The organism is Pseudaminobacter soli (ex Li et al. 2025), from assembly GCF_029892515.1.
GTDB classification, from domain to species: Bacteria; Pseudomonadota; Alphaproteobacteria; order Rhizobiales; family Rhizobiaceae; genus Pseudaminobacter; species Pseudaminobacter soli_A.
In genome coordinates, this window is the sequence record NZ_JARXVF010000001.1 from 1,427,722 (window position 1) to 1,450,039 (window position 22,318).

The 22,318-nt window shown below is 61.4% G+C and carries 19 protein-coding genes and 4 pseudogenes; 10 read left to right on the forward strand and 13 right to left on the reverse strand.

Features of this window, described 5'->3' with window-relative positions:
• Positions 1-445: 445 nt before the first annotated feature.
• On the reverse strand, positions 446-1,111 hold the full coding sequence (locus tag M2281_RS06840; RefSeq protein WP_280820316.1) for a hypothetical protein: 666 nt from the start codon (positions 1,109-1,111) through the stop codon (positions 446-448).
• Between the two features lie 141 nt (positions 1,112-1,252).
• On the opposite strand from M2281_RS06840, the gene M2281_RS06845 reads away from it, so the two are divergent.
• Positions 1,253-1,495: a helix-turn-helix domain-containing protein gene (locus M2281_RS06845; protein WP_106726894.1), complete on the forward strand. Its 243-nt coding sequence runs from the start codon at positions 1,253-1,255 to the stop codon at positions 1,493-1,495.
• Between the two features lie 108 nt (positions 1,496-1,603).
• Here M2281_RS06845 and M2281_RS06850 read toward each other — a convergent pair whose 3' ends face one another.
• Together M2281_RS06850 and M2281_RS06855 are read right to left on the reverse strand one after the other, a co-directional pair.
• Entirely contained in the window at positions 1,604-1,870 is a 267-nt protein-coding gene (locus tag M2281_RS06850) for a conjugal transfer protein TraD (RefSeq protein ID WP_280820317.1), read from the reverse strand.
• 1 nt (position 1,871) lies between these two features.
• The gene (locus tag M2281_RS06855; protein WP_280820318.1) at positions 1,872-2,198 is read right to left on the reverse strand and encodes a conjugal transfer protein TraD; all 327 of its coding nucleotides are present in this window, start codon (positions 2,196-2,198) and stop codon (positions 1,872-1,874) included.
• Positions 2,199-2,379: 181 nt separating this feature from the next.
• Between M2281_RS06855 and traA the strand changes: the two genes are divergently transcribed.
• On the forward strand, positions 2,380-5,373 hold the full coding sequence (traA, locus tag M2281_RS06860; protein ID WP_280820319.1) for a Ti-type conjugative transfer relaxase TraA: 2,994 nt from the start codon (positions 2,380-2,382) through the stop codon (positions 5,371-5,373).
• Between the two features lie 130 nt (positions 5,374-5,503).
• The gene (locus M2281_RS06865) at positions 5,504-5,722 is read left to right on the forward strand and encodes a helix-turn-helix transcriptional regulator (protein WP_280820320.1); all 219 of its coding nucleotides are present in this window, start codon (positions 5,504-5,506) and stop codon (positions 5,720-5,722) included.
• A 308-nt stretch (positions 5,723-6,030) separates the two neighbouring features.
• Here the strand turns inward: M2281_RS06865 and M2281_RS06870 are convergent, their stop codons facing one another.
• The 3 genes and pseudogenes from M2281_RS06870 to M2281_RS06880 all read right to left on the reverse strand — a co-directional run.
• Complete coding sequence (locus M2281_RS06870) at positions 6,031-7,107, reverse strand: AI-2E family transporter (RefSeq protein ID WP_280820322.1); 1,077 nt, start codon at positions 7,105-7,107, stop codon at positions 6,031-6,033.
• An 89-nt stretch (positions 7,108-7,196) separates the two neighbouring features.
• The gene (locus M2281_RS06875; protein ID WP_280820323.1) at positions 7,197-8,357 is read right to left on the reverse strand and encodes an HlyD family secretion protein; all 1,161 of its coding nucleotides are present in this window, start codon (positions 8,355-8,357) and stop codon (positions 7,197-7,199) included.
• A gap of 107 nt (positions 8,358-8,464) precedes the next feature.
• A pseudogene (locus tag M2281_RS06880) lies at positions 8,465-8,785 on the reverse strand (DUF3302 domain-containing protein); the annotation flags it as partial.
• Positions 8,786-9,077: 292 nt separating this feature from the next.
• Between M2281_RS06880 and M2281_RS06885 the strand changes: the two are divergent.
• Positions 9,078-9,389: a potassium channel family protein gene (locus M2281_RS06885; protein WP_280821143.1), complete on the forward strand. Its 312-nt coding sequence runs from the start codon at positions 9,078-9,080 to the stop codon at positions 9,387-9,389.
• A gap of 121 nt (positions 9,390-9,510) precedes the next feature.
• Here the strand turns inward: M2281_RS06885 and M2281_RS06890 are convergent, their stop codons facing one another.
• Positions 9,511-10,866: a DUF2252 domain-containing protein gene (locus tag M2281_RS06890; protein WP_280820325.1), complete on the reverse strand. Its 1,356-nt coding sequence runs from the start codon at positions 10,864-10,866 to the stop codon at positions 9,511-9,513.
• Positions 10,867-10,964: 98 nt separating this feature from the next.
• Positions 10,965-12,695, reverse strand: coding sequence for a SulP family inorganic anion transporter (locus M2281_RS06895; RefSeq protein WP_280820326.1), 1,731 nt, complete (start codon positions 12,693-12,695; stop codon positions 10,965-10,967).
• 812 nt (positions 12,696-13,507) lie between these two features.
• Here M2281_RS06895 and M2281_RS06900 point away from each other — a divergent pair.
• The 4 genes and pseudogenes from M2281_RS06900 to M2281_RS06915 form a co-directional block, all read left to right on the forward strand.
• Positions 13,508-14,485, forward strand: a complete 978-nt coding sequence (locus tag M2281_RS06900; RefSeq protein WP_280820327.1) for a BA14K family protein — start codon at positions 13,508-13,510, stop codon at positions 14,483-14,485.
• A 184-nt stretch (positions 14,486-14,669) separates the two neighbouring features.
• Entirely contained in the window at positions 14,670-15,137 is a 468-nt protein-coding gene (locus tag M2281_RS06905; RefSeq protein ID WP_280820328.1) for a Spy/CpxP family protein refolding chaperone, read from the forward strand.
• A 524-nt stretch (positions 15,138-15,661) separates the two neighbouring features.
• Entirely contained in the window at positions 15,662-15,793 is a 132-nt protein-coding gene (locus M2281_RS06910; protein WP_425537680.1) for an ATP-binding protein, read from the forward strand.
• 564 nt (positions 15,794-16,357) lie between these two features.
• A pseudogene (locus tag M2281_RS06915) lies at positions 16,358-17,040 on the forward strand (IS630 family transposase); the annotation flags it as partial.
• Here M2281_RS06915 and M2281_RS06920 read toward each other — a convergent pair.
• The 3 genes and pseudogenes from M2281_RS06920 to M2281_RS06930 form a co-directional block, all read right to left on the reverse strand.
• Positions 17,035-17,310: pseudogene (locus M2281_RS06920) on the reverse strand (transposase); the annotation flags it as partial. The pseudogenes M2281_RS06915 and M2281_RS06920 overlap by 6 nt on opposite strands.
• Positions 17,311-17,518: 208 nt before the next feature.
• On the reverse strand, positions 17,519-17,737 hold the full coding sequence (locus tag M2281_RS06925) for a hypothetical protein (RefSeq protein ID WP_280820329.1): 219 nt from the start codon (positions 17,735-17,737) through the stop codon (positions 17,519-17,521).
• A 678-nt stretch (positions 17,738-18,415) separates the two neighbouring features.
• Entirely contained in the window at positions 18,416-18,625 is a 210-nt protein-coding gene (locus M2281_RS06930; RefSeq protein ID WP_280820330.1) for a cold-shock protein, read from the reverse strand.
• A gap of 360 nt (positions 18,626-18,985) precedes the next feature.
• On the opposite strand from M2281_RS06930, the pseudogene M2281_RS06935 reads away from it, so the two are divergent.
• Positions 18,986-19,970: pseudogene (locus M2281_RS06935) on the forward strand (IS110 family transposase).
• Between the two features lie 313 nt (positions 19,971-20,283).
• On the opposite strand, the gene M2281_RS06940 reads toward M2281_RS06935, so the two are convergent.
• Together M2281_RS06940 and M2281_RS06945 are read right to left on the reverse strand one after the other, a co-directional pair.
• Positions 20,284-20,727 carry an alkyl sulfatase dimerization domain-containing protein gene (locus M2281_RS06940; RefSeq protein WP_280820331.1) on the reverse strand — a complete coding sequence of 148 codons (444 nt, stop codon included), beginning with the start codon at positions 20,725-20,727 and terminating at the stop codon, positions 20,284-20,286.
• Positions 20,727-21,590, reverse strand: a complete 864-nt coding sequence (locus M2281_RS06945; protein WP_280820332.1) for an MBL fold metallo-hydrolase — start codon at positions 21,588-21,590, stop codon at positions 20,727-20,729. The genes M2281_RS06940 and M2281_RS06945 overlap by 1 nt, the downstream gene beginning before the upstream one ends.
• Positions 21,591-22,069: 479 nt before the next feature.
• Here M2281_RS06945 and M2281_RS06950 point away from each other — a divergent pair, with 479 nt between their 5' ends.
• Entirely contained in the window at positions 22,070-22,318 is a 249-nt protein-coding gene (locus M2281_RS06950) for a hypothetical protein (RefSeq protein ID WP_280820333.1), read from the forward strand.

A 22,318-nucleotide genomic window follows, 5' to 3' on the forward strand; every position in this document is an offset into this window, starting at 1 on the left:
GGGCGCAAAGCGGAAGGTCCGCTTTCTGGCTTCAACGCCAATATGGGTTCCGGGCCATCTCCGACCTGCAGCATCCACGGGTTCACAAACCGAGCCCCGCTCTCTGCCCAGGCTCCATTCGATGCCACCGTTGTCGCGCATTGGCGCTTGTCGAGAACCGGATGCCGGGACACAAGCTGAAAGCCGAGCCCGTCGTCGTGGCGAAGCGGCCGCTCGCAAGGGTCGCGACGCCGGCGAGGCCGCTTCCAGGCAAACTCTGGCCTTGAGCGGCTCGCCGGTCCGGGGTTCAGGCCGGACCCCTGGCAAGCCGATCAAGGTCGCGGCGCCACTCCGCCTTGACCTCGATCGGCCCGCGCCGGATGGCTCCCCTGCAATGAAGCCGTCCGACGAAACTGTTCGATCCTGCCGTCTGTCTGTCGTCGCAGGGCAGAGGCGGCGACGCCGCCTAATCGTCGGGGAAAACCGCACCCGGCGTCAGCTGGCGGCCGATCCGAATGAGGTCGTCGTGGGCCGCGCGGATCTGCGGCCAGGGAAAGGCCGCGCAATCTTCCCACGCCTCGCCCTCGCGGAGGACGGCATCGAGCTTGCCGGCGATGCCGGCGAGCGAGGCGGCCGGCGTCGTCGCCAGCGCCTCCAGCAGCGCCTCGATGCGCGTGAACGCCGCACGCTCGGCTCTGAGCCCTTCAAAGTAACCGATCTCGGTCGCGGCGGCGTCGAAAGACGCCTGCCGCGCTGCAAGCTCGGCCGCCGCCTGCGCGCGGATCGCCGCCATGTCCGTTCGCGTCCCGATGAGGCGGTCGAGCGCTTCGACCGAGCAGATCTCCGTCTCTGCGCCGCCGGGTACCCTGACCACGGCGCCGACAAAGTCCACCCGCTCGGCAAGCGCGCACTCCAGCGCCTGCTGCCGCCGACACAGCTGCTGCGCCCGCGTATGCGCCGCCGCCCAGTCGTGCCACAGCCTCAGCGTCGGGTCGGGGGTCGCATCCGACGCACCGGCGCATGCCGACGCCGCGCCGGCAAACGCCCACCCACCCGCGCCAACAGCCCAGCTCGCAAGCGCCATCCGCCGCGTGATGCACAACAGACTCGTACTATGATCGGAATCAGCCATGATCCGAGCTCCCAAACAGCTTAGGTTGTGGTTAGTCAGTGCCGCCAACGATTGAAGGCGTCAGCTCAATATCTGAATTTAAGATAACTGAAAAACAGATATAAGGGAAGCCCCTATCTACAATCGGGTGGGGGGTAAGAAGTGGTCGAAACACTTGGGACGGATCGGCATAAAGCTCTGATCGCACTACTTATCAAAAAACGTGAAGCGGCGGGCCTTACTCAAAATGAGTTGGCAACGAGGCTCGGACAGTATCAATCGTTCGTAGCTCGCCTCGAAAGCGGGCAGCGTCGTGTCGACGTTGTGGAGTTCATGAAACTCGCTGAAATTCTCGGTTTTGATGCTTCATCAGCGATCAAGAAGCTGTCAGAGGTAACCGATTGAATATCGGCGGCGAGTGGCTTCTGGATGGATGACCGCATCCGTGCGACAAGCCGCGCGATGGCGCGGCAGCGCTGCGATTTTTGAGGTCTCGGCGCCGCCCGCCATCGGTCATGCTCCATCGTGCTGCCGCAGCGACCTGTTGTGCGCGCCTGCTGGACTATCCGCCTCGAATGCCATCTTCCCCAGCTTTGTCCAGACGCCGCGCGCATCTTCGTCGTCCTCGGTCTGGAGCTTTTCGGCGATCCAGATGAGCGCGCCGTAGATCATGGTCCGATCATCGCCGGTCAAGTCAACGATGCCTGCCTTGATGACGAGACCGCCGAGTTCGATGAGGTGCCGCGTCCGTTTGCGGCGCTCAACCTGCCATGTACGCATGTCATGTCGTGCCCGCGCCACCTGATAGCGGTTGCGCGCTGCCCGGTTGCGCTTGAGCGCTGTCGCTGTTGCGGTCAGTTGTCGATGCAGATCGCCGCCACCGTCCTTGAAAGAATGCCGCGCCGCGCTTGGCCCAAGCCTCCCTCTTTCCGGCGTCTTTCGTCTCGGCCAGCACGAGCAGCGCGCCGGCCAGTTCGTCCGCGCTGAGGCTGTCGGCTCCGGTAGCGATCACCAGTTCGCCCAACTGCTGCACCTTGCGGGTTTTCAGCTCCCGCGCCTTGTCTTCGAGCGCCTTCAGTTCCGCATCGTAGTCGCGTGGCTTGCGCATCGCCGTATCCAATCGTTCTCAAGTTGTCTGATGCAGCGATGATAGTTGAGCGCCTTGCGGAAGGCTCACATGTTGCCGGGACGGTGCGGGACGCTTTGGTCCGTCCCGAGAATTTTTCGAGGGAGGGCGCGCTTATACGTCGTTCCGACGTGCGCTTTGCCGTGTAGATGATCCGGTCGCGATGGCGATCTATCATCTTCACGTCAAGGTCATTGGCCGCAAGGCTGGCTCCAGCGCCGTGGCATCTGCCGCCTATCGCTCGGCCGCGCGGCTGCGCGACGAGCGGCTTGACCGCAGCCACGACTTCGCCGCCAAACGCGGCGTCGTCCATTCCGAGGTGCTGCTGCCGGAGAACGCGCCGGAGCGATGGCGCGACCGCGAACGGCTCTGGAACGATGTCGAAGCCTGCGAAGTGCGCAAGGACGCGCAGCTGGCCCGCGAGGTCGAATTCGCCCTGCCGCGCGAGATGGGTCAGGCGCCGGGCATCGCGCTGGCCCGCGACTTCGTGCAGGCCGAGTTCGTCGACCAGGGCATGGTCGCCGATCTCAACGTGCATTGGGATATCGGCGAGGACGGCATGCCGAAACCCCATGCCCATGTCATGCTGACCATGCGGGCGGTGGACGAGACCGGGTTCGGCCCGAAGGTGCGGGACTGGAACCGCACCGAACTTGTCGAGCGCTGGCGCGAACGCTGGGCCGAGCTTGCCAATGAGCGGCTGACCGAACTCGACATTGACGCGCGCATCGACCATCGCAGCCTGGAGGCGCAGGGCATCGGGCTGGAGCCGCAAAGCCAGATCGGTGCGCCGGCGCAGCGGATCGAGGGCGACGGCATCGAAGCCGCCGCCAATGTCGCCGATCGGGCCGAATTGCACCGTGAGATCGCCCGCAACAATGGTGACAGGATCATCGCCGCTCCTTCCCTCGCGCTGGACGCGATCACCCAGCAGCAATCGACCTTCACACGGCGCGACATGGCGAAGTTCGCGCACCGGCACAGCGACGGCATCGATCAGTTCAACGCGGTGATGGGCGCGGTGCGCAATGCGCCCGATCTGGTCGAACTCGGCAAGGACGGACTTGGGCAGGACCGCTTCACCACCGGCGCCATGATCGAGGCCGAACAGCGCCTGCACCGCGCGGCGGAACGCATGGCCGGCAGAGAACGCCATGACGTTGCTGACGTTGATCGCAGGGCCGCCTTGGCGCGTGCCGAACAGCGCGGCCTCGTTCTCTCCGGCGAGCAGGCCGATGCGCTGGCACATGTCACCGACGGGCGTGATCTTTCGCTCGTCGTCGGCTACGCCGGCACGGGCAAGAGCGCGATGCTGGGCGTGGCGCGGGCGGCCTGGCAGGCGGCGGGCTACGCGGTCCGGGGTGTGGCGCTGTCCGGCATCGCGGCGGAAAATCTCGAAAGCGGTTCGGGCATCGCCGCGCGCACCATCGCCAGCCTGGAACATCAATGGGGACAGGGCCGCGACCTGCTGACTTCGCGCGATGTGCTTGTCATCGATGAGGCGGGCATGGTCGGCACGCGGCAGTTGGAACCCGTGCTGTCGCACGCCGCCGAGGTGGGGGCCAAGGTGGTGCTGGTCGGCGATCCGCAGCAGTTGCAAGCAATCGAGGCGGGCGCGGCCTTCCGCTCACTCCACGAGCGTCACGGCGGGGTGGAAATCGGTGAGGTCCGCCGCCAGCGCGAGGCCTGGCAGCGGGATGCCACCCGCGATCTGGCGACCGGCAGGAGCGGCGCTGCGATCCATGCCTATGACAGAGACGGCATGGTGCATGTCGCCGAAACCCGCGACCAGGCACGCGGTGATCTGATCGAGCGCTGGGACCGCGAGCGGCGGGCAGCGCCCGACAAGAGCCGCATCATCCTCACCCACACCAACGACGAAGTGCGTGCCCTCAACGAGGCGGCGCGCGCGAAGATGCGGACGGCGGGCGATCTGGGGGACGAGGCGCGTGTCACGGTCGAGCGGGGGCTGAGAAACTTCGCCTGCGGGGATCGGGTCATGTTCCTGCAAAACGAGCGCGGCCTCGGCGTCAAGAACGGCACGCTCGGGACCATCGTTGAGGTCAGCGCGCAGAGCATGACGGTGCGCACCGACGACGGCCGCTTCGTCGCCTTCGACCTCAAGGATTACGACCGCATCGACCACGGCTATGCGGCCACGATCCACAAGGCGCAGGGGATGACGGTGGACCGCACCCATGTGCTGGCGACGCCGGGCATGGACGCGCACGGCAGCTATGTCGCTTTGTCGCGACACCGCGACGGCACCGACCTGCATTATGGCCGCGACGATTTTGCCAGCCAGGACCGGCTTGTCCGTACGCTGTCGCGCGACCGAGCCAAGGACATGGCGACGGACTACGAACAGCGCGATCCGGCTCAGAACTACGCCGAGCGGCGCGGCATCAGCTTCCGCGAGCGGGTCGCCGCGATCGTCAAAAAAATCGTGCCGGAGAAGGTGCGCGGCATGTTCGACGGCCCGCGTCTGCCCGCAGAGGCCGCGCCCGGCGACGATGCCCAAATTGCCGCGCTGCGCACAGCCGACGCGCCGGAAAGGACTTTGGCGGAAGACCCGGAAGCCGCATTGCGTCAGGCCCGGACGCGCGCGCTTGTGCGCCATGCTCGTGCGGTGGACGCGATCCTCAGCGGCGGTCATCCCGACGGCAAGGGCAGCCCCGAACAGATGCGCGAACTGAACGACGCCCGCAAAGCGTTCGAGGAGACACGCCCGCACGGCTGGCGCGATGCGGAAGCGGCGTACGTCAAGAACCCGGAGCTCGTCCGTGAGACCGCCGACGGACAGGTTAACCGCGCCGTCCGCGCGCTCCAGCTCGAAACCGCAATCCGTACCGGGCGGGATGCCGATCCGGCCGACAATCCCAGCCGCCGCGCCGACCGCTTCGTAGAACGCTGGCAGAAACTCGACCACACCAGCCAGCGCCAGTACAGGGACGGCGACATGTCCGGCCACAAGGCCACGCGGGCGCAGATGGCCGACATGGCGAAGCGTCTCGAACGCGACCCGCAGCTTGAATCCTTGCTCGCCAACCGCAAGCGGCAGCTTGGCATCACGTTCGAATCGGGCCGTCGCCTTGGCGCGGAACTCGCCTTCACGCACGGCATCGACCTTGGCAGGGGTCGGGGCATCGGACTCTGAACCCGTCCCATGTGCCGCCGTCTCTGCGCTATGGCCGCGCGGCGAGATTTTGCGTCTTGCGCGTCGGCAACCGCCTGTCCTGAGTGGTCTCACCAATTGTCAGAAACAGCCAACAGGAGGCAGGCTAGCCATGCGCGAACCGGACCGTATCATCCGTCTCAAAACCGTTCTTGCCCGCACCGGGCTGTCCCGCTCCACCATCTACCGCAAGATCGCCGAGGGCACCTTTCCCGCCCAGCTCAAGATCAGCACCAACGGCGCCGGCTGGCATGAGTCCGACATCAATCGATGGATCGCCAACCCCGCCGGCTGGCAGCTGGTCTGCTCCCCGAAAGGTGAACCTCGTTGAAGTACGATGAATTTGCACGTGGGAATGGCGCGCCCGATCCACGCGAGCGACCGAAAGCCGTCGCGCCGGCGCGGGACATAGATCTGCATATCGACCCTCGAAAGGTGAAAAAACCGAAATCGAGCCATGGACGCAGTCGGCCAGAAGCGGATTCTCGCGGTGGAAGCTGTGCGTGACGGCTTCGCGCCCAAGTCTGCCATTCGCATCGACTTCGCCACTTCCTGGAAGCTTGCATTGCTGGCGTAACGCTAGAGGTCGGGGGCGCATTCACCAACGGCATTGGTTCAGTCCGGTTCAGTGCCTCTCCATCATTCAGGGCCGGGCAGGCGGTCATCGACGTCGTCACCCGAACTTGCTAGAGACTGCGGCTTCGCGAACCGCAGGATCACGCCCAACGCCGCCGCGACCGGCGTCGCCAACAGCAAACCGATGAAGCCGAACAGCCATCCAAAGGCGAACAGCGCAAACATCATCCAGACTGGGTTGAGTTTGACGCGACTACCGATAATGCGCGGCGAGAGTACATAATCGGCAAGCATTTCTCCGACGATGAAGATGCCCCCCACAACAGCGACGGGTACCCAGTTCGGCCAGAACTGGGTCATCGCAACGCACACGGACACGAAGAAGCCGGTGGCGGCCCCGAGATAAGGAACAAAACTGATGAGGCCCGCAGTGATACCTATCAAAATGGCATGGTTGAGGCCGATCATCTTGAGAGCTGTTGCGTAAAGCACGGCGAGAACGAGACAGATAACGGCCTGCCCCCGCACAAAGCCGGCAACCGTCTCGTGGATTTCGCGCGCAAGCGCCCGAACATGGTCGCGATGCGCCGGGGGAAACCAGCCATCGACGGTCGCAATCATTCGTTGCCAGTCAATTGCCAAATAAATGGCGATGATCGGTGTGACGACGAGCAGTGAAAGAAGGTGGATCAAGGCCAGTCCGCCCGACCATGCCGAGCGAAGGAAGCCATCGAGCCAAGCGCTGCCCATCGCGCCCGCGACATTGACGGAGGATGGCTCGATATGAACATCACCTATGACACGATGCAGCCAGGGGTGGCTTGCATCGGTCATGAGCGACTGGAGCCGTGCGATATAGCGGGGAAACTCCTCTATGAAGAATCTGAGTTCGCCAATGATAATCGGGAGTATCACCAAGCCAAAGGCGATAATACCCGCAACCAGCGGCAGGAAGACGGCGAGCGCTGCAAAGGAACGACCAATCCCAAATCGCTCCAAACTGTCGACCGCCGGAACGAACAGATAGGCGAGCATTGCGCCGACGACGAACGGCAAGAGGATCTGGTGCAACAACACCAGCGCAACCAAAGCGACAGCAGAGACCGCAATCCAGAACGTGGCTGGTTGCGAAAATCTCATCGCGTTTCTCCGCGCGTTCAGTTTCGAGTTCTACTGCCGAATTTGCAGCCCCACGAACCCGAGCAAGGGTGCCGACGGTACGGCCGAGCTCAGTGCTCTCTGCGTTCAACATGCTCTTCAGAGAAGATATAGTTTTCCCAACTTTTGATGCGAAGAAGTATCTTCCTTAGCAGGGACAAATCATGAACATATTGCGTATAGACGGCAACCTCAGCAGTTGATCCAAGTGGTATTTGGTAATCTGCTACGGACTCGACGAGGTCGAAAATAACGAGCGCGCGGCCACCTCCGGCTGGCAGGCTGCTCGGATCGGCAAGTGTGCCACTCGGTAGAAGTTCTCCGGCAGGAATTGCATTCACAACAGAGCGAACCTTGGCCTTGAATACTCGGCCAGGTACAGCGGCAAAGGCCACCTCGGCGTCGTCGCCTATATGGATGCGTTGCAGGTAGTTCTCCTGAAAAGCAGCAGTCAGCGTCGCATTTTTCTCTCCGATATTTACAAACGTCATCGCGGGACGCAACGGCACAGGCATCACATACATTCCTGGCCGAAGGCCGACCTGCGTAACAAACCCGGGGCCAGGCGCCCGGACGGTCGTCTGTTCAAGGTTATATTTGGCATCGCCGAGTTCTGCGGTGAGCCGCGCCACCGACGTATTAACCCCGCCCACATTCGCTGAGTAGGCAAGGTCAGCCTCTTGCTCCGTTGCTTGGGCAGCCACCACTCCTTGGTTGGCGCTGTCCAAATTGCGCTCATAAGTGTCCAGCGCTGCCTTGGCGATCACATTTTGATGATACAGCGCGACCTGACGGTCGTAGTTATTCTGCGCCAACTGGGCTTGGGATTTGGTGCGCTTGGTTTCTGCTTTGGCATGATCAAGAGCGGCCTTCAGTTCCTTTACGCTTTGCTTTGCGTCAACAAGTTGCGCGCTCTTGTCGTCGACCGCATATTGATATGGTGCCGGATCGATCTTGAACAGGACATCTCCTTGCTTGAGGGGCACGTTCGTTTCGACCGGAACCTCCACAACCCTTCCAGAGACTGATGGCAATATCGGGGTAACCGCGTAATAAATGCGCGCGTTCGCGCTGTATGGATGGTTATAATTCATCGTCAGCAACAATGCGAATAACCCAACGATGCCACCTAGAACGGCGGTTGAGAGCGTCCACTCGTTGACTGGTATTCGGAATATCTTGAAAATGGCGATGCAGATCGCCGCATAAAGGAGGATTAGCAGAAGTTCCATTATTCCTCCTTCTCCGCGACGTTGAGTGAGCGCTTGAGTTCGGGTTCTGAGCTTTCCTTGGATTTTGAATTGATGCTGACCACCTTGGGCTCTGGAACGTATCGCTTTTCGAGCGCTTCCACGCGGGCGCGGAGTGAATCTAGTTCATGGCCTCCGGTCTCTCCCTGCGATTGCGAGAATCCCCAACCGCGATCTGGACGATAAGCCATCGCCCAGATCCAAAGGAATGGCCAAAGAACGTGCAGGGTGAATAGGCTAACCCAACCAGCGGCGTGAATTGCGTCTTGATGGGGATGGTTTCGCTTTTCGGCGATCTTGTGCGGGATGTCGTGGATAGCAATGATGCCGTAGAAGAGCATTGCTCCTATGAACAGCAACAATCCCAAGGCAAAATTGTTCAGAAACGGATCGCCAATCTTGTCGATCATTGCTCTGTCCCTCGCCAAACTCCAAGCGACGCACAGTGCCAACTCCCAGCGAGGCCCGTATGGGGTGTCGGTTGCCCGCGATAGCGGACTCCTCATTGATCCAGGAAATGTTAGGATGATCTTCGCGTTGACTTGCGTCAAGGTTCATTGATACCGATTTGATCGGGGCAATGTTCATGTCGAAATTCGACATCTTCTATCGAAATGGGTGAAGATATTTGCAAGATCGCGGGCACGCCTCGCAAATCGAAAGGCGAATTCCATGGCGGGTTCGAAGTCTCCTTCGAGGCGAATGAGGCGACTTTTCTTCAGTTCGCTATTCCAGAACGTTCGCATCCTATGGCCAATCTTTTCCTGGATCCTCGTCATCATGACGGGCTTGGGAGTTGTGATCGGACGCATCGAAGGCTGGCGCATGGGTGAAGCCCTGTATTTCACCTTCGTCACGGGACTTACCATCGGATATGGAGACCTCGTGCCCAAACATGCGATAGCGCGGATACTGGCCTTGTTGATCGGCCTTTCTGGAATTGTGCTGACCGGCCTGATTGTCGCCGTCAGCGTGCATGCGCTTGGCGCAGCGGTTCGCGATCAAGCCGAATAGAAGCGTAGTCAACCTTGGCCCAAGCCAACCCGCCTGACGGGGGCGTATTGAATAGGCGGTGTCAGGCAAAGGGGCCATTCGCCCGTTTGCTCAATGCCAAATGGAACATCACATTCGACAGTCAAACATGCGACGTCTCGGAGGCAACAATCTTGCCTTGTCGCACCGAGGCTTTCAGCGCAGCGTAGTCCCGCTCGGTCTGATCCGCGTATGCTACCGCGAACTTTCCCATGGCCGTATCGAATTCGTCGCTTGACGAACCCAGGTATCCGCTGATGGTCGCGGATGCCTCACTAGCCTTTGCATGAGCGCGAGCGAGCACCCAGCCGCAAGCTTGAGCATAGGCATCCAGCATCTCCGCGTCGAAAGCCCCGATCAACGGCTTGATCTTGGCGTCATGCAATTGTCGAACATAGTATTGTCGGCCGTCGGCAGCCGTCGTCCATCCAAGAAAGATGTCCGATGTTGGCTGCATCAAGCGCTGGCCCATCACGACACGATGACCTTGATGACTGTACGCACTTTTTCCGGCGTAGACCTCGAGCACCGATCCAACTACTTCCTTGAATTGGAGAAAAAGGGGGTCGTTGCCTTCTGACATCATTAGGGCGATCCAACACCTTCTACCAACGCTGCCGACACCGACTACCTTGATGGCCACATCAACGAGCCGATACCGACCGAACAGTATCCGTCGGTCGTCAGATAGGGTCTCCTTGTAACGGTGGAAAAGCTGGACGAGTGAGGCCACAGCATCGGGGGTGGCTTCCCGATGGAAAATGAGTGGCGGTTGGTCGATAATGCGGACCTGTCCTCCTACCGAGCCCGCGAGCTTTGGAAAATCGAACTCCGAACCACTATGAGCAGCCGTCTGCTCGATCCGCTTCCGGACATGTTTTCGAACGTGCTTGGGCAGCGAGTCGAGAAAATCCGTGGAACGGGTTTCGGTGTACCAAACTCTGAGCGGGTCCATGCTCGAGAATTCACGCATGTGCAGGCGATATTTGCGCGCGCAATTGACGGCAGACTCGCGACCATGACTGTCGGTCAATCCATTTGATCTGGCCGCAAGTACGATCGATGCGACGAGCCGCTTGACATCCCACTCCCATGGAGCAGGCAGCGTTTCGTCGAAGTCATTGATATCGAAGATGATGTTGCGTTCGGGCGTCGCAAATCCACCAAAATTGACGAGATGACAATCACCGCACGCCTGTACCTTCAGGCCGGTGATTGGCGTTCGCGCCAAGTCGGCGGCCATCACTCCGGCGGCCCCGCGATAGAAGGCGAACGGTGACTGCAACATCCGGCCGTACCGGATCGCTATTAGCTCCCTCATTCGACCCGCGTCCGAGTCCTGTAGAAGGTCGACGGGATCCGGTCGTGCCTCTTCTGCGTTCCATAGCGCATGCTGTTTGCGGGGGATCGTGGCGCGCAACGCCTTGCCCGCCGCCGTCCTGTCGCGCCATGTCGTCATGGGCAGAACCTTTCAGGGGTGGTGGTTTGGATAACGCCAACTGTGCCTTTCATGGCAATGACATCCCGAACGGCGAGTGCGCTGCGTCTCGATCGACCTTAATTTGAACCACCGGATGAGCCCGCCTTTTGCCACGCGCGCACACCGTCTCCCACCCGGTCGAATATGTTTTCAGCGCCTACGACATCTTCGATGCCGGCCGCCCTCATCCGATCCCGTACCGGATCGCGCACCCGCGCGAAGGCAAACGTAATGCCTCGGCTCCGCAGATCCTTGATGCAATTCAGCAGCTCATCGCAGCTACTGGTGTCAATCAGATCAACCGAATCGGCGACGAATAGGACGTGTGTCGCGGGCGGATCGCTTGCGGCCAGGCTCGTTCTCAAGCCGGAAATGGCGCGCCCGACGCTTGCGAAGAACAAATCGCCACCCGGCCTCCAGATCAGCAAGCCCGGAAAGGTAATTGAATCCGGATGCAGATTGATGTCGCGATAGATTTCGACGCCCGGTATCTGGCCGAGCACCGCGACCTGAGGGTGGCTGGTGCGATAGATGAGCAAGATAAGGGCGAGTACAACGCCGAGGGCGATGCCCTGCAGCACGCCAAGGGTCAGCTCGGCCGCTATGACGATTACGGCGACTAGGAATTCCCAGCCGTTCCGGTGGTAAAGGGCACGTAGGTAGTCGGGTTTGGAGAGGTGGAGCATTGCCGCGATCACGATCGCGGCAAGTGCGGGGTGTGGCAAGTCCCGAAACAGCGGCGTGAGCAGGACGAGCGTGAGAAAGCTGAGGGCGGCAGCAACCAAGTTGGCAATCTGGGTATGGGCGCCTGCAGCCATCGCCACCGAAGTCTTGGATAGACTTCCGACGACGAGAAACCCCCCGAATAAGCCGCTCAAGACGTTGCAACCGCCATGGGCGACGAGTTCCTGGTTCGGATCGACGTCGCCACCGCCCTGCGCGGCCGCCGCCTTGGCCGCACCAAGCGCCTCTGCATAGCCAACCAGCACGATGGCGAGAGCGCCGGGTGCAAGCTCTGAGAGGATAGTGGGGTCAAAATTGGGTAGGGTGAAGTGGGGAAGGCCAGACGGGAGGGGACCAACCACGCTGATCCCTGTCGCTTCGCCGCCCAAAAGGCCCACGACAATCGTAGCGACGGCCGCAACAACCAGCGCCGCGGGCAGGCGGGGGGCCGAGTGACGAAGCCACAGCATCGCACCGAGGCTCAGCAGACCGGTCAACGCTGGTGCGAATGACACCTCTCGCAGATGCTGCAGTAAGTACCATAGCTTGGAAAAGAAATTGCCGGACCCGCCGCCGATACCAAGCAAGTGCGGCACCTGTCCGATGATCGTGACACAGACCAGGCCTTCGATAAAGCCGCGCATCACCGGTGTTGGGATGAAGGCTGCCATCCACCCCATGCGACAGACGCCAAAGAGGAGGAAGAAGAATCCAATCAATACGGCGAGGGTGGAGGTGAGGGAATTGTAGTCTGCCGTTCCCTGAGAGACGATGGCACCCACGGTGAGCGCAGAAATCAGCCCGGTTGCAGTGTCTGGGCCGACGACAAGCAGGCGCGAGGTACCCAGAATCGCGTAGGCGACGAGAGGCGGCACGATCGTGTAGAGGCCCATAATAGGCGGCACACCGACGATACCCGAATAGGCCATGCTTTCCGGCACCATCACGGCCCAGACAGCCAGCCCAGCAAGGATGTCTGGCACCAACCAATCACGTTGATAGCCTGGGAGCCACGCGGCGATGGGCAACAGTTGTCGTTTGACGATTGGTGTGAGTCGGGCAGCATTATGCGATTGTTCGGTCATCGCTGCGTCCGCGCCCCAAACGCTTGGCGCTGATCACAGGCGCCATGGGTCCGTATCACGACGGGCGACGATTTTACTCCTTGCTAAACATCTAGACAATCGCCTGTCGTCACCGGGTGTAAACGCGGGACACGACGGCGATATCTGGGAAGGGCTCCCGGGGCCGTGGTGGGTGAAATGGCACAAAGAACGAGGTGGGGGCCTGTGATGTCCGCAGGATTATACGGCGAACGTTTCGGCATGCGCGCCTAAAGGCTGGACCGTCATTGGCTCATTCCTTGTTGAGGCTTGAGCCGACATGTCGTCTCTGCCCGTAAAGGCAATGGCCCATAGGACGAATGCGGCCACGATGGCGAACAGGGTCCAATAGAGCCACATCCGCTGCTTTTTGCGCTGGTCTTCGCGATCAGGCGACCCCTTTAACACGGCCGCATCTCCTATTCAGACCGAGTCTAATCCGCATTCCAAAATCTGCAGTCAAGCGGCCTGCCTCGGTCTCCGGAGCGGGTTTTCCTCGTGCTGGGCCCTCTGTTTCGCCTGACATGACCGACAGTTCTGTCAAAGCTAAACTGCATTTGCGAATGAGCCAATTTCGCTCACCTGAAGCCGCCCGCCTCGATTTTCGGGGCGGACGGCGCCCCCATTGATGCGCCTCCGGAAAATCCAGTTCGGGGGAACTATCCCGTTCGCGGTGCGTTCCCTTCGAACGTCCGATTTGGGGCCAGCCCTCACGGTTATCGCGTTGAGGCCCATCTTCCCCACGATCATCGCAGGCCTAGGCCGAGCGGACGATTTTCCGTTGGAGAAGAACAATGAGACGCTATCTCTCAACACTTGCATGTTCGGGGATGCTAACCATTGGCGCGCTGTCGGTATTGTCAGCGTCGGCGATGGCCACTCCAGCCTTCATTCCAAACATTGCTCCGAAAGTCGCTGTGGCCGACGAAGCGCGTACGCTTCCAGCGCAACCGACGACCGATGGCACCATTTGGAATCTCACCTGCACCGCTGCAAGTTGCGACCAGGGTGCCCTGCAGTCGGCCGTTTTGTTGCGTAAGCCCGGGGATCTGGGTGCTGGGGTGCAGCTTATCCGCGACGGCGGCGATCGTGCCCACTACATAGGTGGCGGCCGCCGGTACGGTATCGGTGGCGTCGGCTGGCGCGGCAACTACTGGCGTGGCGGCCGGTATGGCATCGGTGGCTGGCGCGGTGTCGGCTGGCGTGGCAACTACTGGCGCGGCGGTCGGTACGGCATCGGTGGCTGGCGCGGTGTCGGCTGGCGTGGAGCCTACTGGCGCGGCGGTCGGTACGGCATCGGTGGTTGGCGTGGGGTCGGCTGGCGCGGCAACTACTGGCGCGGCGGTCGGTACGGCATCGGTGGCTGGCGTGGGGTCGGCTGGCGCGGCAACTACTGGCGCGGTGGCGCGTACGGCATCGGTACCGGCTGGCGTCCCCTCGGCTGGCGTGGTGTAGGCTGGCGCGGCAACTACTGGCGCGGTGGCGCGTTCGGTATCGGTACCGGCTGGGGCAACAATTACTGGAACAACAACAACTGGGGCAGTGGCTTCTTCGGCTTTGGCCTGCCGCTCTTCGACAAATTCGGATGGGGCGCGTCCAGCACCGCTTATGGTGCGACGATCCCGGCTGCGGCGGTCCCGGCTGCGACGACCCCGGTGATGACGACTGCGCATGTCGCTTGGTGCTTCGGCCGCTATCGGACCTATACCGCTATCGACAACACCTTCCAGCCCTTCAATGGACCGCGTGTTCAGTGCGTTTCGCCATTCTGATGTAGGGGCTTGACGGTTCAACGGAACAGAGGCGGCGCCGCTCGCGGCGCCGTTTGCTTAAGCGTTCTGATTGGATTTTCCACGGGCAGCCTCGGGCAGGGCGAAAATTTGGCGCCGCCCCGGAACAGGTGACCCAACCAAGCGTTGAGCGCTGCCTGCATTGCTTAGCAAAATGGAGATCACGATGCTTAGAACAGCAATTGTAGGGGTTATGGCCCTTCTTATCAGTTCGTCCACGTTAGCCTATGCGCAAACCGCTGCTCCCACGGATACGCAGGGAGCTTCAAACGACTGGAAGGAATTAACCAATGTGCGGGTCGACCTGGTGAAGGCGGCGTTACAACTGACGCCGGAGCAGCAGAAGTTGTGGCCGGCAGTGGAGACGGCCATAAGGGCGCGGGCCGAAGCCCGGCGTGAACGCATCGAAAACATGCAAAAGATGCAAAGCGATCAGCCCGATTTCTTCGATATCCTGCGCAACCGCGCCACCAACATGGCGCAGCGGGCCGCCCATCTGAAGCAATACGCCGACGCCTGGGAGCCGCTCTATAAGACCCTCGACGACAAGCAAAAGGCGCGGCTGCGCTTCGTGACGATGGCTACCGTGCACGAGGCCAGAGATTGGATGGCAGAGGAAGGCTACGGCGAATAACGCAACTCGGCACACTCGGCCACTATCCTATCTGCGTGCGCCTATCAGGACTGGCCGAAAACAGCCCGCCTCGGTCTCCGGGGCGGGCATTTTTCTTTCGTCGTTTCTACCGACGGTCAGGCAGGAACAATAGTTCTGACACTGCGTCGAATGCTGTACGCTTTGACTCCCAAGCGTTGCGCATCGCACCTACCCGTCGTCTCATCCGGGACGACGGATTTTCTTTCTTGGCCAATGGAACATCAAAGGTCATTATGAGTTTGATCTGCGTTCCTGCTACGGTTCTGGGGTCCTACTCCTTCTCCTTCGACGCCAGAGAGCGCCCGTCACCACTTCGAGGCGGCGGGCTCTTTTGCACAAAGCCGGTTGATACCAGATCAGGAGAACCCACTGGGGCCGTGCACTGTATGACGCGGCCGGGCCGCCAAGGAGTGTGATGAAGTCGCGCTGTTTCATGTCAGGGCTCAAGCATCAAAGACCGTCGCCGCACGAGGCGCCATGATAACTCAGTTCTGGCGCAGGAAATGGCTCGCACGCTGACCGTAGATGAACTCGGCTATGTGCCGCTCTCCCAAACCGGCGCCGAATTGCTGTTCAAAACCTTCAGCCAGCGCCACGAGCGCGGCTCCATCGTCACGTCGAGCCTGTCGTTCTAGGACCCTACAGCTCGTCCGCGGCGTAGGTGACGGCTTCTTTGGGTTCGGCCGGTAATCGCGCCCTTACTGCAACCCCTATTACGGCCCCTGCTATCCAGCATATCGTTGGGGATATTAAGCGCGTCCAGTTAGGTCGACCGCTCCTAGCGGTTCGGGCCATTTTTCCGCCAAGCACTGGCCCGTCGTCTCAACCGAGGCGGCGAGCTTCTTTTTGCGTTCACCCCAAGGAAAAAACCCCAGTTTTCGCCGGGCTAAAATCACAAGGGTAGACGCAGATCAGAACTTGTAGGCGATTCCCAGGCTCAGGTTCATATCGTTTCCCCCGACATGACTGGCCGTTCAGCTAGAGCTAAACTGTCCCTCGCGAAAGATGAGCCACTTTCGCCCACCTGAACGGCCCGTCTCGGTCTCCGGGACGGGCTTTTCCCGTTTCACGGGGCCGTTTTCCCCGACCTGACCGGCAATTCCGTCGGAGCTAGAGCGCGTCCTGTGATTTATGAATCGATTGTGATGTGACAACGGCCTGTTGGGCTGATTCAACGTCCCCCTTGATGGAGGTGGACGATGGGAAAGGCACTGAGCGGGGATCTTCGGTCGCGGGTCTTGAAGGCCGTGGACGATGGCATGTCGGCGCGGCAAGCGGCGGCGCGGTTTGGAGTGGGCGTGTCGAGCGCGATCCGCTGGATTGCGCGGGCGAAGATCGGCGAGTTGGCGCCACGCCCGCAGGGCCGTCGCCACGCCTCCAGCCTCGATGCGCATGAAGCCTTCATCGTCGGGCTGATCGAGAAGCGAAAAGACATCACGTTGAACGAGATGGTGGAACGGCTGGCGGCCGAGCAGTCGGTGCGGATCAGCCGCAGCGCCCTGAGCGCCTGGCTGCGCAGCCACGGCTGGACGTTCAAAAAAAGTCCGCGCACGCACTGGAGCAGGACCGCCCCGACATCCTGAAGCGCAGACGTGCCTGGTTCGACGGCCAGCCCGATCTCGATCCGGCCAAGCTCGTCTTCATCGACGAGACCGGGCTGTCGACCAAGATGGCCCGCCTGCGAGGACGGGCGCCACGCGGCGAGCGCTGCCGGGCCGGCGTGCCGCACGGCCATTGGAAGACCACGACCTTCACCGGCGCGCTGCGGCTGACGGGCATGACGGCGCCGTTCGTCTACGACGGCGCCATGAACGGCAACGTGTTCCTCGCCTATGTCGAGCAGGTGTTGGTTCCAACTCTGTCGAGCACGTCCTGTTTAATCGGGTTCATATCCAGCGGCTCTAAAGTAGTTTGCGCATTCGGCTGGGCTGAACAGGTGGAGAGCCGCGCCGACGGCATCCCACAGAGCGGCGATCGTCCTTTCAGCCTTTGCGCGCAGCAGCGCCTTGAGTTTTGAGAAGGCGTTTTCGATAGGGTTGAAGTCTGGGCTGTAGGGCGGCAGGAACAGGAGCGTTGCGCCCGCCGTCTCGATCGCGTCGCGAACGCCGGCGATCTTGTGGGCAGGCAAATTGTCCATCACCACGATATCGCCTAGATTGGATCCATGGTCTGGGAGAGACGGACCATCTTCGCCAATGGAAACCCTGCCCGCCTTGGTCCCAGGGCGGGCACTTTTCTTCGTCGAGCGAGGCCCGGTGATCGCTCCTCCCAGGAAATCACCGAGCCTCTGTCCGCTCCCAGTTCACTCACTGAACCGGGGGCGGTGTGCTCATCTCTCGGGCGCGCGCCGTTGGCTCTTGTCACAGATCGCCGCCAAGCATGTGCCGCCAGCCACTGCGCTGTTCGACATAGCGGGCGAGTTCCTCGGCCAAAGAGGTCTCCTCCGTCACATCCTCCTGGTATTTGCGCATTAGAAAGCGCGCAGCTTCGTCGGTGTGTGTTGACAGGCGGGCGTCGGCGAGAACGCGCTTGATCTTTGCGAGGTCGGACGAGGACAAATACTGATGACTTGTTGGCACATCTTTCCTCCCGGGCTGTTTTGTTATTGTCCCCCGAGGGCCACGATGCCCTGCTGGGTAAAATGCTCCCATCGACGCGACGCGTCCAGAGCTTTCGCAGGCTCACAATTTCCGGATGACTATGGAACCCCGGCGAGGGCGCGCCATATTGTTCGGTGACCATGATCGGCGGCGACCCATCACGCCGCCGTCTCCCTTGCCCGCCGCCGTTCTTCCTGCCGACGGGCTTTTTCGCCTAGACGGGGACAACGACACAGTTGCCGCGTTGAGCATCTGCGCTCCTGATCCCCTCGCGGGCGTACATTTACTCATGAGCCCGTCGTCTCACCCGAGGCGGCGGGCTTCATTCCTGCATTTCAAATCGGGGACTTGTGGCACTGGGCTTCCCACCCTTCGACGGGGCACCGCACTACTTCTTCCTCGATCCCTTGGCGGGATCTGCGGCCTTCATTGCCATGCGGGCCAGTCGAAGGCGCAATGTCTTCGCTTCGCGCTTTTCAACCTCAGCGTCGACGATCTCACGGGCTATCCTGGTCGTTGTCTCGGTCTTGTCCCGCTTAGCCCGTCTGGAAACTTTCATCGCGGTCATCCTTGAAACGAAAAAGGCCGGGGGCTACCCGACCTTCTGCTGGTGGCCCGACGGCCAACAAATTCCCGGTCAAAGACCGGAAGCGGTATTCATGCGCTCTGCAGGTTCTCGGCCGAACTCTTGCCTTTGCGCGGATCCGCAACGACGTCGAAAGTGAGCTTTTGACCTTCCACGAGGGTCCTCATTCCAGCACGCTCGACAGCGGAAATGTGAACAAAAACGTCGGGTTGTCCGTTGCCTTGCTCGATAAAGCCGAAGCCCTTGGTTGAGTTGAAAAACTTTACTGTTCCGGTGGCCATGAGGTTTCCTTTCAAATCGGAGTACAGTATCGCGCTTGGCCGAGTGCCAACGGGCGACTTGTCGATATTGAGAAGGAAGATCGTCTGGGCACCAAGGCGCAGCCACCGCCCAAAACCTCAGGAGACTGGCAAAGCTCAGGCCGCAGTGCCGCTTGGCCGCGGCAGCAGCCCTGTGAGGAGCGCGTCGAACGCCCGCGCGCCGCATCGAGCGATCGCACATTCGGCAAAATTGTAGGACGCCTCGGCGGCCCCAGCGCTGTGAACGATCTCACCGTCGAGTTTTTCAACATGGGGTAATGGGCGGCAGTTCTTCTCGGAGACCGCTAAGATCGGCTCCATCATTGAGAGAGGAGACTGACCATGGAATATTTTGCGGGCTTGGACATCTCGATGGAAGAGACGCACGTCTGCGTTGTCGACCGCGAGGGAACAGTCGTTCAGGAGGAGAAGGCGGCATCGACGCCCGAGGCGATCGCAGCCTTGCTGGCAAGAGCGCCCGCTTGCCGGCGCATCGTGTTCGAGACCGGTCGGATGGCGCCGATGCTCTACCATGGGCTAGCGGCCTTCGGTCTGCCGATCGTCTGCATCGAAAGCCGGCAGGCGTACTAGGCGCTGAAGTCGCTTGCGACCCACAAGACCGATCGCAACGATGCCTGTGGTTTGGCGCACCTGGCGCGCACCGGATTCTTCAAGCCCGTGCACGTGAAGTCGCTCCCGGCGCATGCCGTTCGCGCGCTGATCATTGCCCGCAAGAAGCTGGTCGGTCAGCGGGTCATGCTAGAGTACCAGATTCGTGGTCTCGCCGTGGTGTTCGGTGTCCGCCTGCCGCGGGCCTTGAGTCCCGCCTTCATCAAACAGGCGCTGCGGGCCAGTGAGGGGATCAATGGCCTGTCGGCAGCGATGGAAGGCCTCATCGCAGCCCGAACCGCTGTGTTGTCGGCTGTCGCGGCGATCGACGCCGACATGAAACGGATGGCCAAGGTCTCCGGCGCCTGCCGCCGACTAATGACTATTCCCGGCGTTGGCCAGCTCACCGCGCTCGCCTTCACAGCCGCCGTTGATGAACCCGAACGCTTCCGCCGGTCTCGCGACCGGCGCCTATCTCGGCCTTGTGCCGCGTCGCTATCAATCGGGCGAGGTCGATTATACCGGCAGCATCTCAAAATGCGGAGACCGGCGGATGCGAACTCTGCTCTACGAGGCCGCGAACGTCATGCTGACGCGCTACAAGGGGTCACTGAAGCTGCGGTCGACGATGCGAAAGGCGCGGGTTGCTCTCGCACGGCGGCTGGCCATCATCATGCATGCGATGCTGCGACACGGCACCGAATTCAAGGCCGCATAGCCGACGATCGCCCAGATAGGAGACCGAAACGAGCTCGCGAGCGGAGCAACGCCCAGGGAGGGAATGGATGACGGCGCCGATTCTGTAGCACGCGGCCAACTAGATCGGCCGACTGCGCTTTCAACCAAGCCGCGCCATACCCAGCTTACCCCATCAAGTGCCACCTGAGCACGTAGAGAACGCAGGCACCCGAAAGCATCGACAACGCTCATAACCGAGCCGCCGCCTTTGACCCATTAGAGAACGAAATCGGCTTATTGCAGATCCCGTCTAGCAGAGAGCGAACAGCCGCTCAGGGGCGGGAAGGCGACGCTTAGCGCTTGGCTCGCTGCTCCGCCTCGCGTTCGTAGACGGCGAGGAAAGCCTTGCCCATCAGTGAGCTCTCGCAGTCGATGCACGTTCGGAGAACTGCGGCACGCGCGACTTGAATGCCCGGGTCGTCCGGGGCCGCCGCACTCGCGAACTCGACGAGCTGAACAGCAAGGCGAGATTGCCCGGCCTCGGACAAGGCGGCTGCTCGTTCGGCCAGCTTTCTTGCGCCGCCTACGAGACCGGCGAGTTCCAAAGCGAGATCGGTTGCCGGGGCAGGCTTGAGATGCACCGGGTTGCCATCAAACCAGCCGGCGTAAAAATGATAGATGCTCCGGACCAGGAATTCCGGGTCATCATATTTCGGGAGCAGGTAGGCCTTTGCGAGAACTTCGGCCGGCACCTTCACCGATCGCAGAACATCGTCGAGCGTGGCGCCCTTGTTCATCAGCGCGAGCGTCTCGCGCACCAGATGCTCAAGCGCTTCGGCGCCATCCCGCAACATCTGCGTTGCTCGCTCCTCACCAAAAACGACCGGACCATGGCCGGGAATAAGGATTGCGGCTTGAGTTGCTCCATCTGCCGCAGCGCGATAGCCCATTCCGCCGCGTAGCGCTGTACCTTGCGCGGATTGCCGGCGTTGGGGAATACCCAGATCACGAAATCACCACTTGCCAGAACGCGCCGTTCAGGTAGCCAAACGAAGGTGGCGTCGTCCGTTTCTCCGCGACCATGGAAGAGATCGATCCGCTCTCCACCGATGGAGAGGGCCAAGGTGTCGTCGTAGACCTCATCAGGGCGCCGCTGGCCGATTGGGTAGACGTAGCCGGGCATATTGAACTGCTGGCCCTGCACGATGCTGTTGAAGCCGCGCGATGCCTCGTACCGATCCATCCGCCGTTTCACGTTGCGGTGCGCGATGATGCGTGGGCGAGCAACCCCTCGCGCATTGGCCTCCTCGTCAATGACGGTGATGCCGCTCGTGTGGTCGATATGACCGTGGGTGAAGATAACGGTGTGGATCGGGCTGTTGTCCCAAGAGCGCACGACATCGAGGGTCTGCCTGGCGGTTTCCGGCTTGGCGGTGTCAATCAGAACCAGCCCCTCGGAAGTGGGTATGGCTGTCACGCTGCCGCAGAAGTAGGTGGTGTGGACCGTAATGATGTTTTCGGGTTTTCCGCACGTAAGGCGCGACGATCCTTCGTGCAACCGGCTTTCAGCCGGGACGTGACGCGCATTCGCGCGACTTTCCGATTTGTAGAGGGGACCGAGGGCTTCGCCCTTCTCTTCCCCAAACAGGCTTCCGCCCACCTTCCTCCACGGCGCTCACGCGCCGTTCCGTGCAGGCGGGTCCCCGCGAAGCCTGTTTTCCCCTTCCAACCCACCGCTCGCGCGGCTCCGGGAAGCAGGACGGGGGCCTGCTTCCCAATCTATTTGGGACATGGCGGCGACCCGCAGGCTCATGCGCGATGACGCGCGGGCGCTGCTGGTGGACGCATTCAGGAGGAGAATGCCATGCGCTCAGTTGCGGGCAGGTTCGGCTTTTCGGTGACCACGCTGCGCCATTGGCAACAGAGGTCGCGCCAGCCGGAACGAGCGAACCGCGTTCAGCGTCTGGTGATCGACCAGAAGGCTTTGCAAGCGGCTTGGTCAGGCCACTTGCCGTGAACAACCCGGCCTTTGTGCCGCCGCAGCTACGCCAATGCCGCCCGATGAGGATATATGTCTTCCCAGCCTGAACTCCGTGCCGCTTCATGCCTGTTTGCCCCGAACGCAAGCCAGGAAGCAGCATGGCGGACGACACCGATGCAGGGCCGGAACGGTTCAGGCCGGCCAACGACAATAGCGGCCCGCTTGGCGAGCCGGACGCCGGGAAGCCGAACGCGGAGACCTGGCTCAAGATCGACCGGGCGGCGCTGACGCTGGCCCGCATCATTGGCCGCCGCATGGCGCGTGAGGATTTCGAGCGATTCAGCGCCGCCAACGACAACAGGCCCGATCTTTCCGAAAGCACGGAGGACGGGGCCGACCAGGAGTGA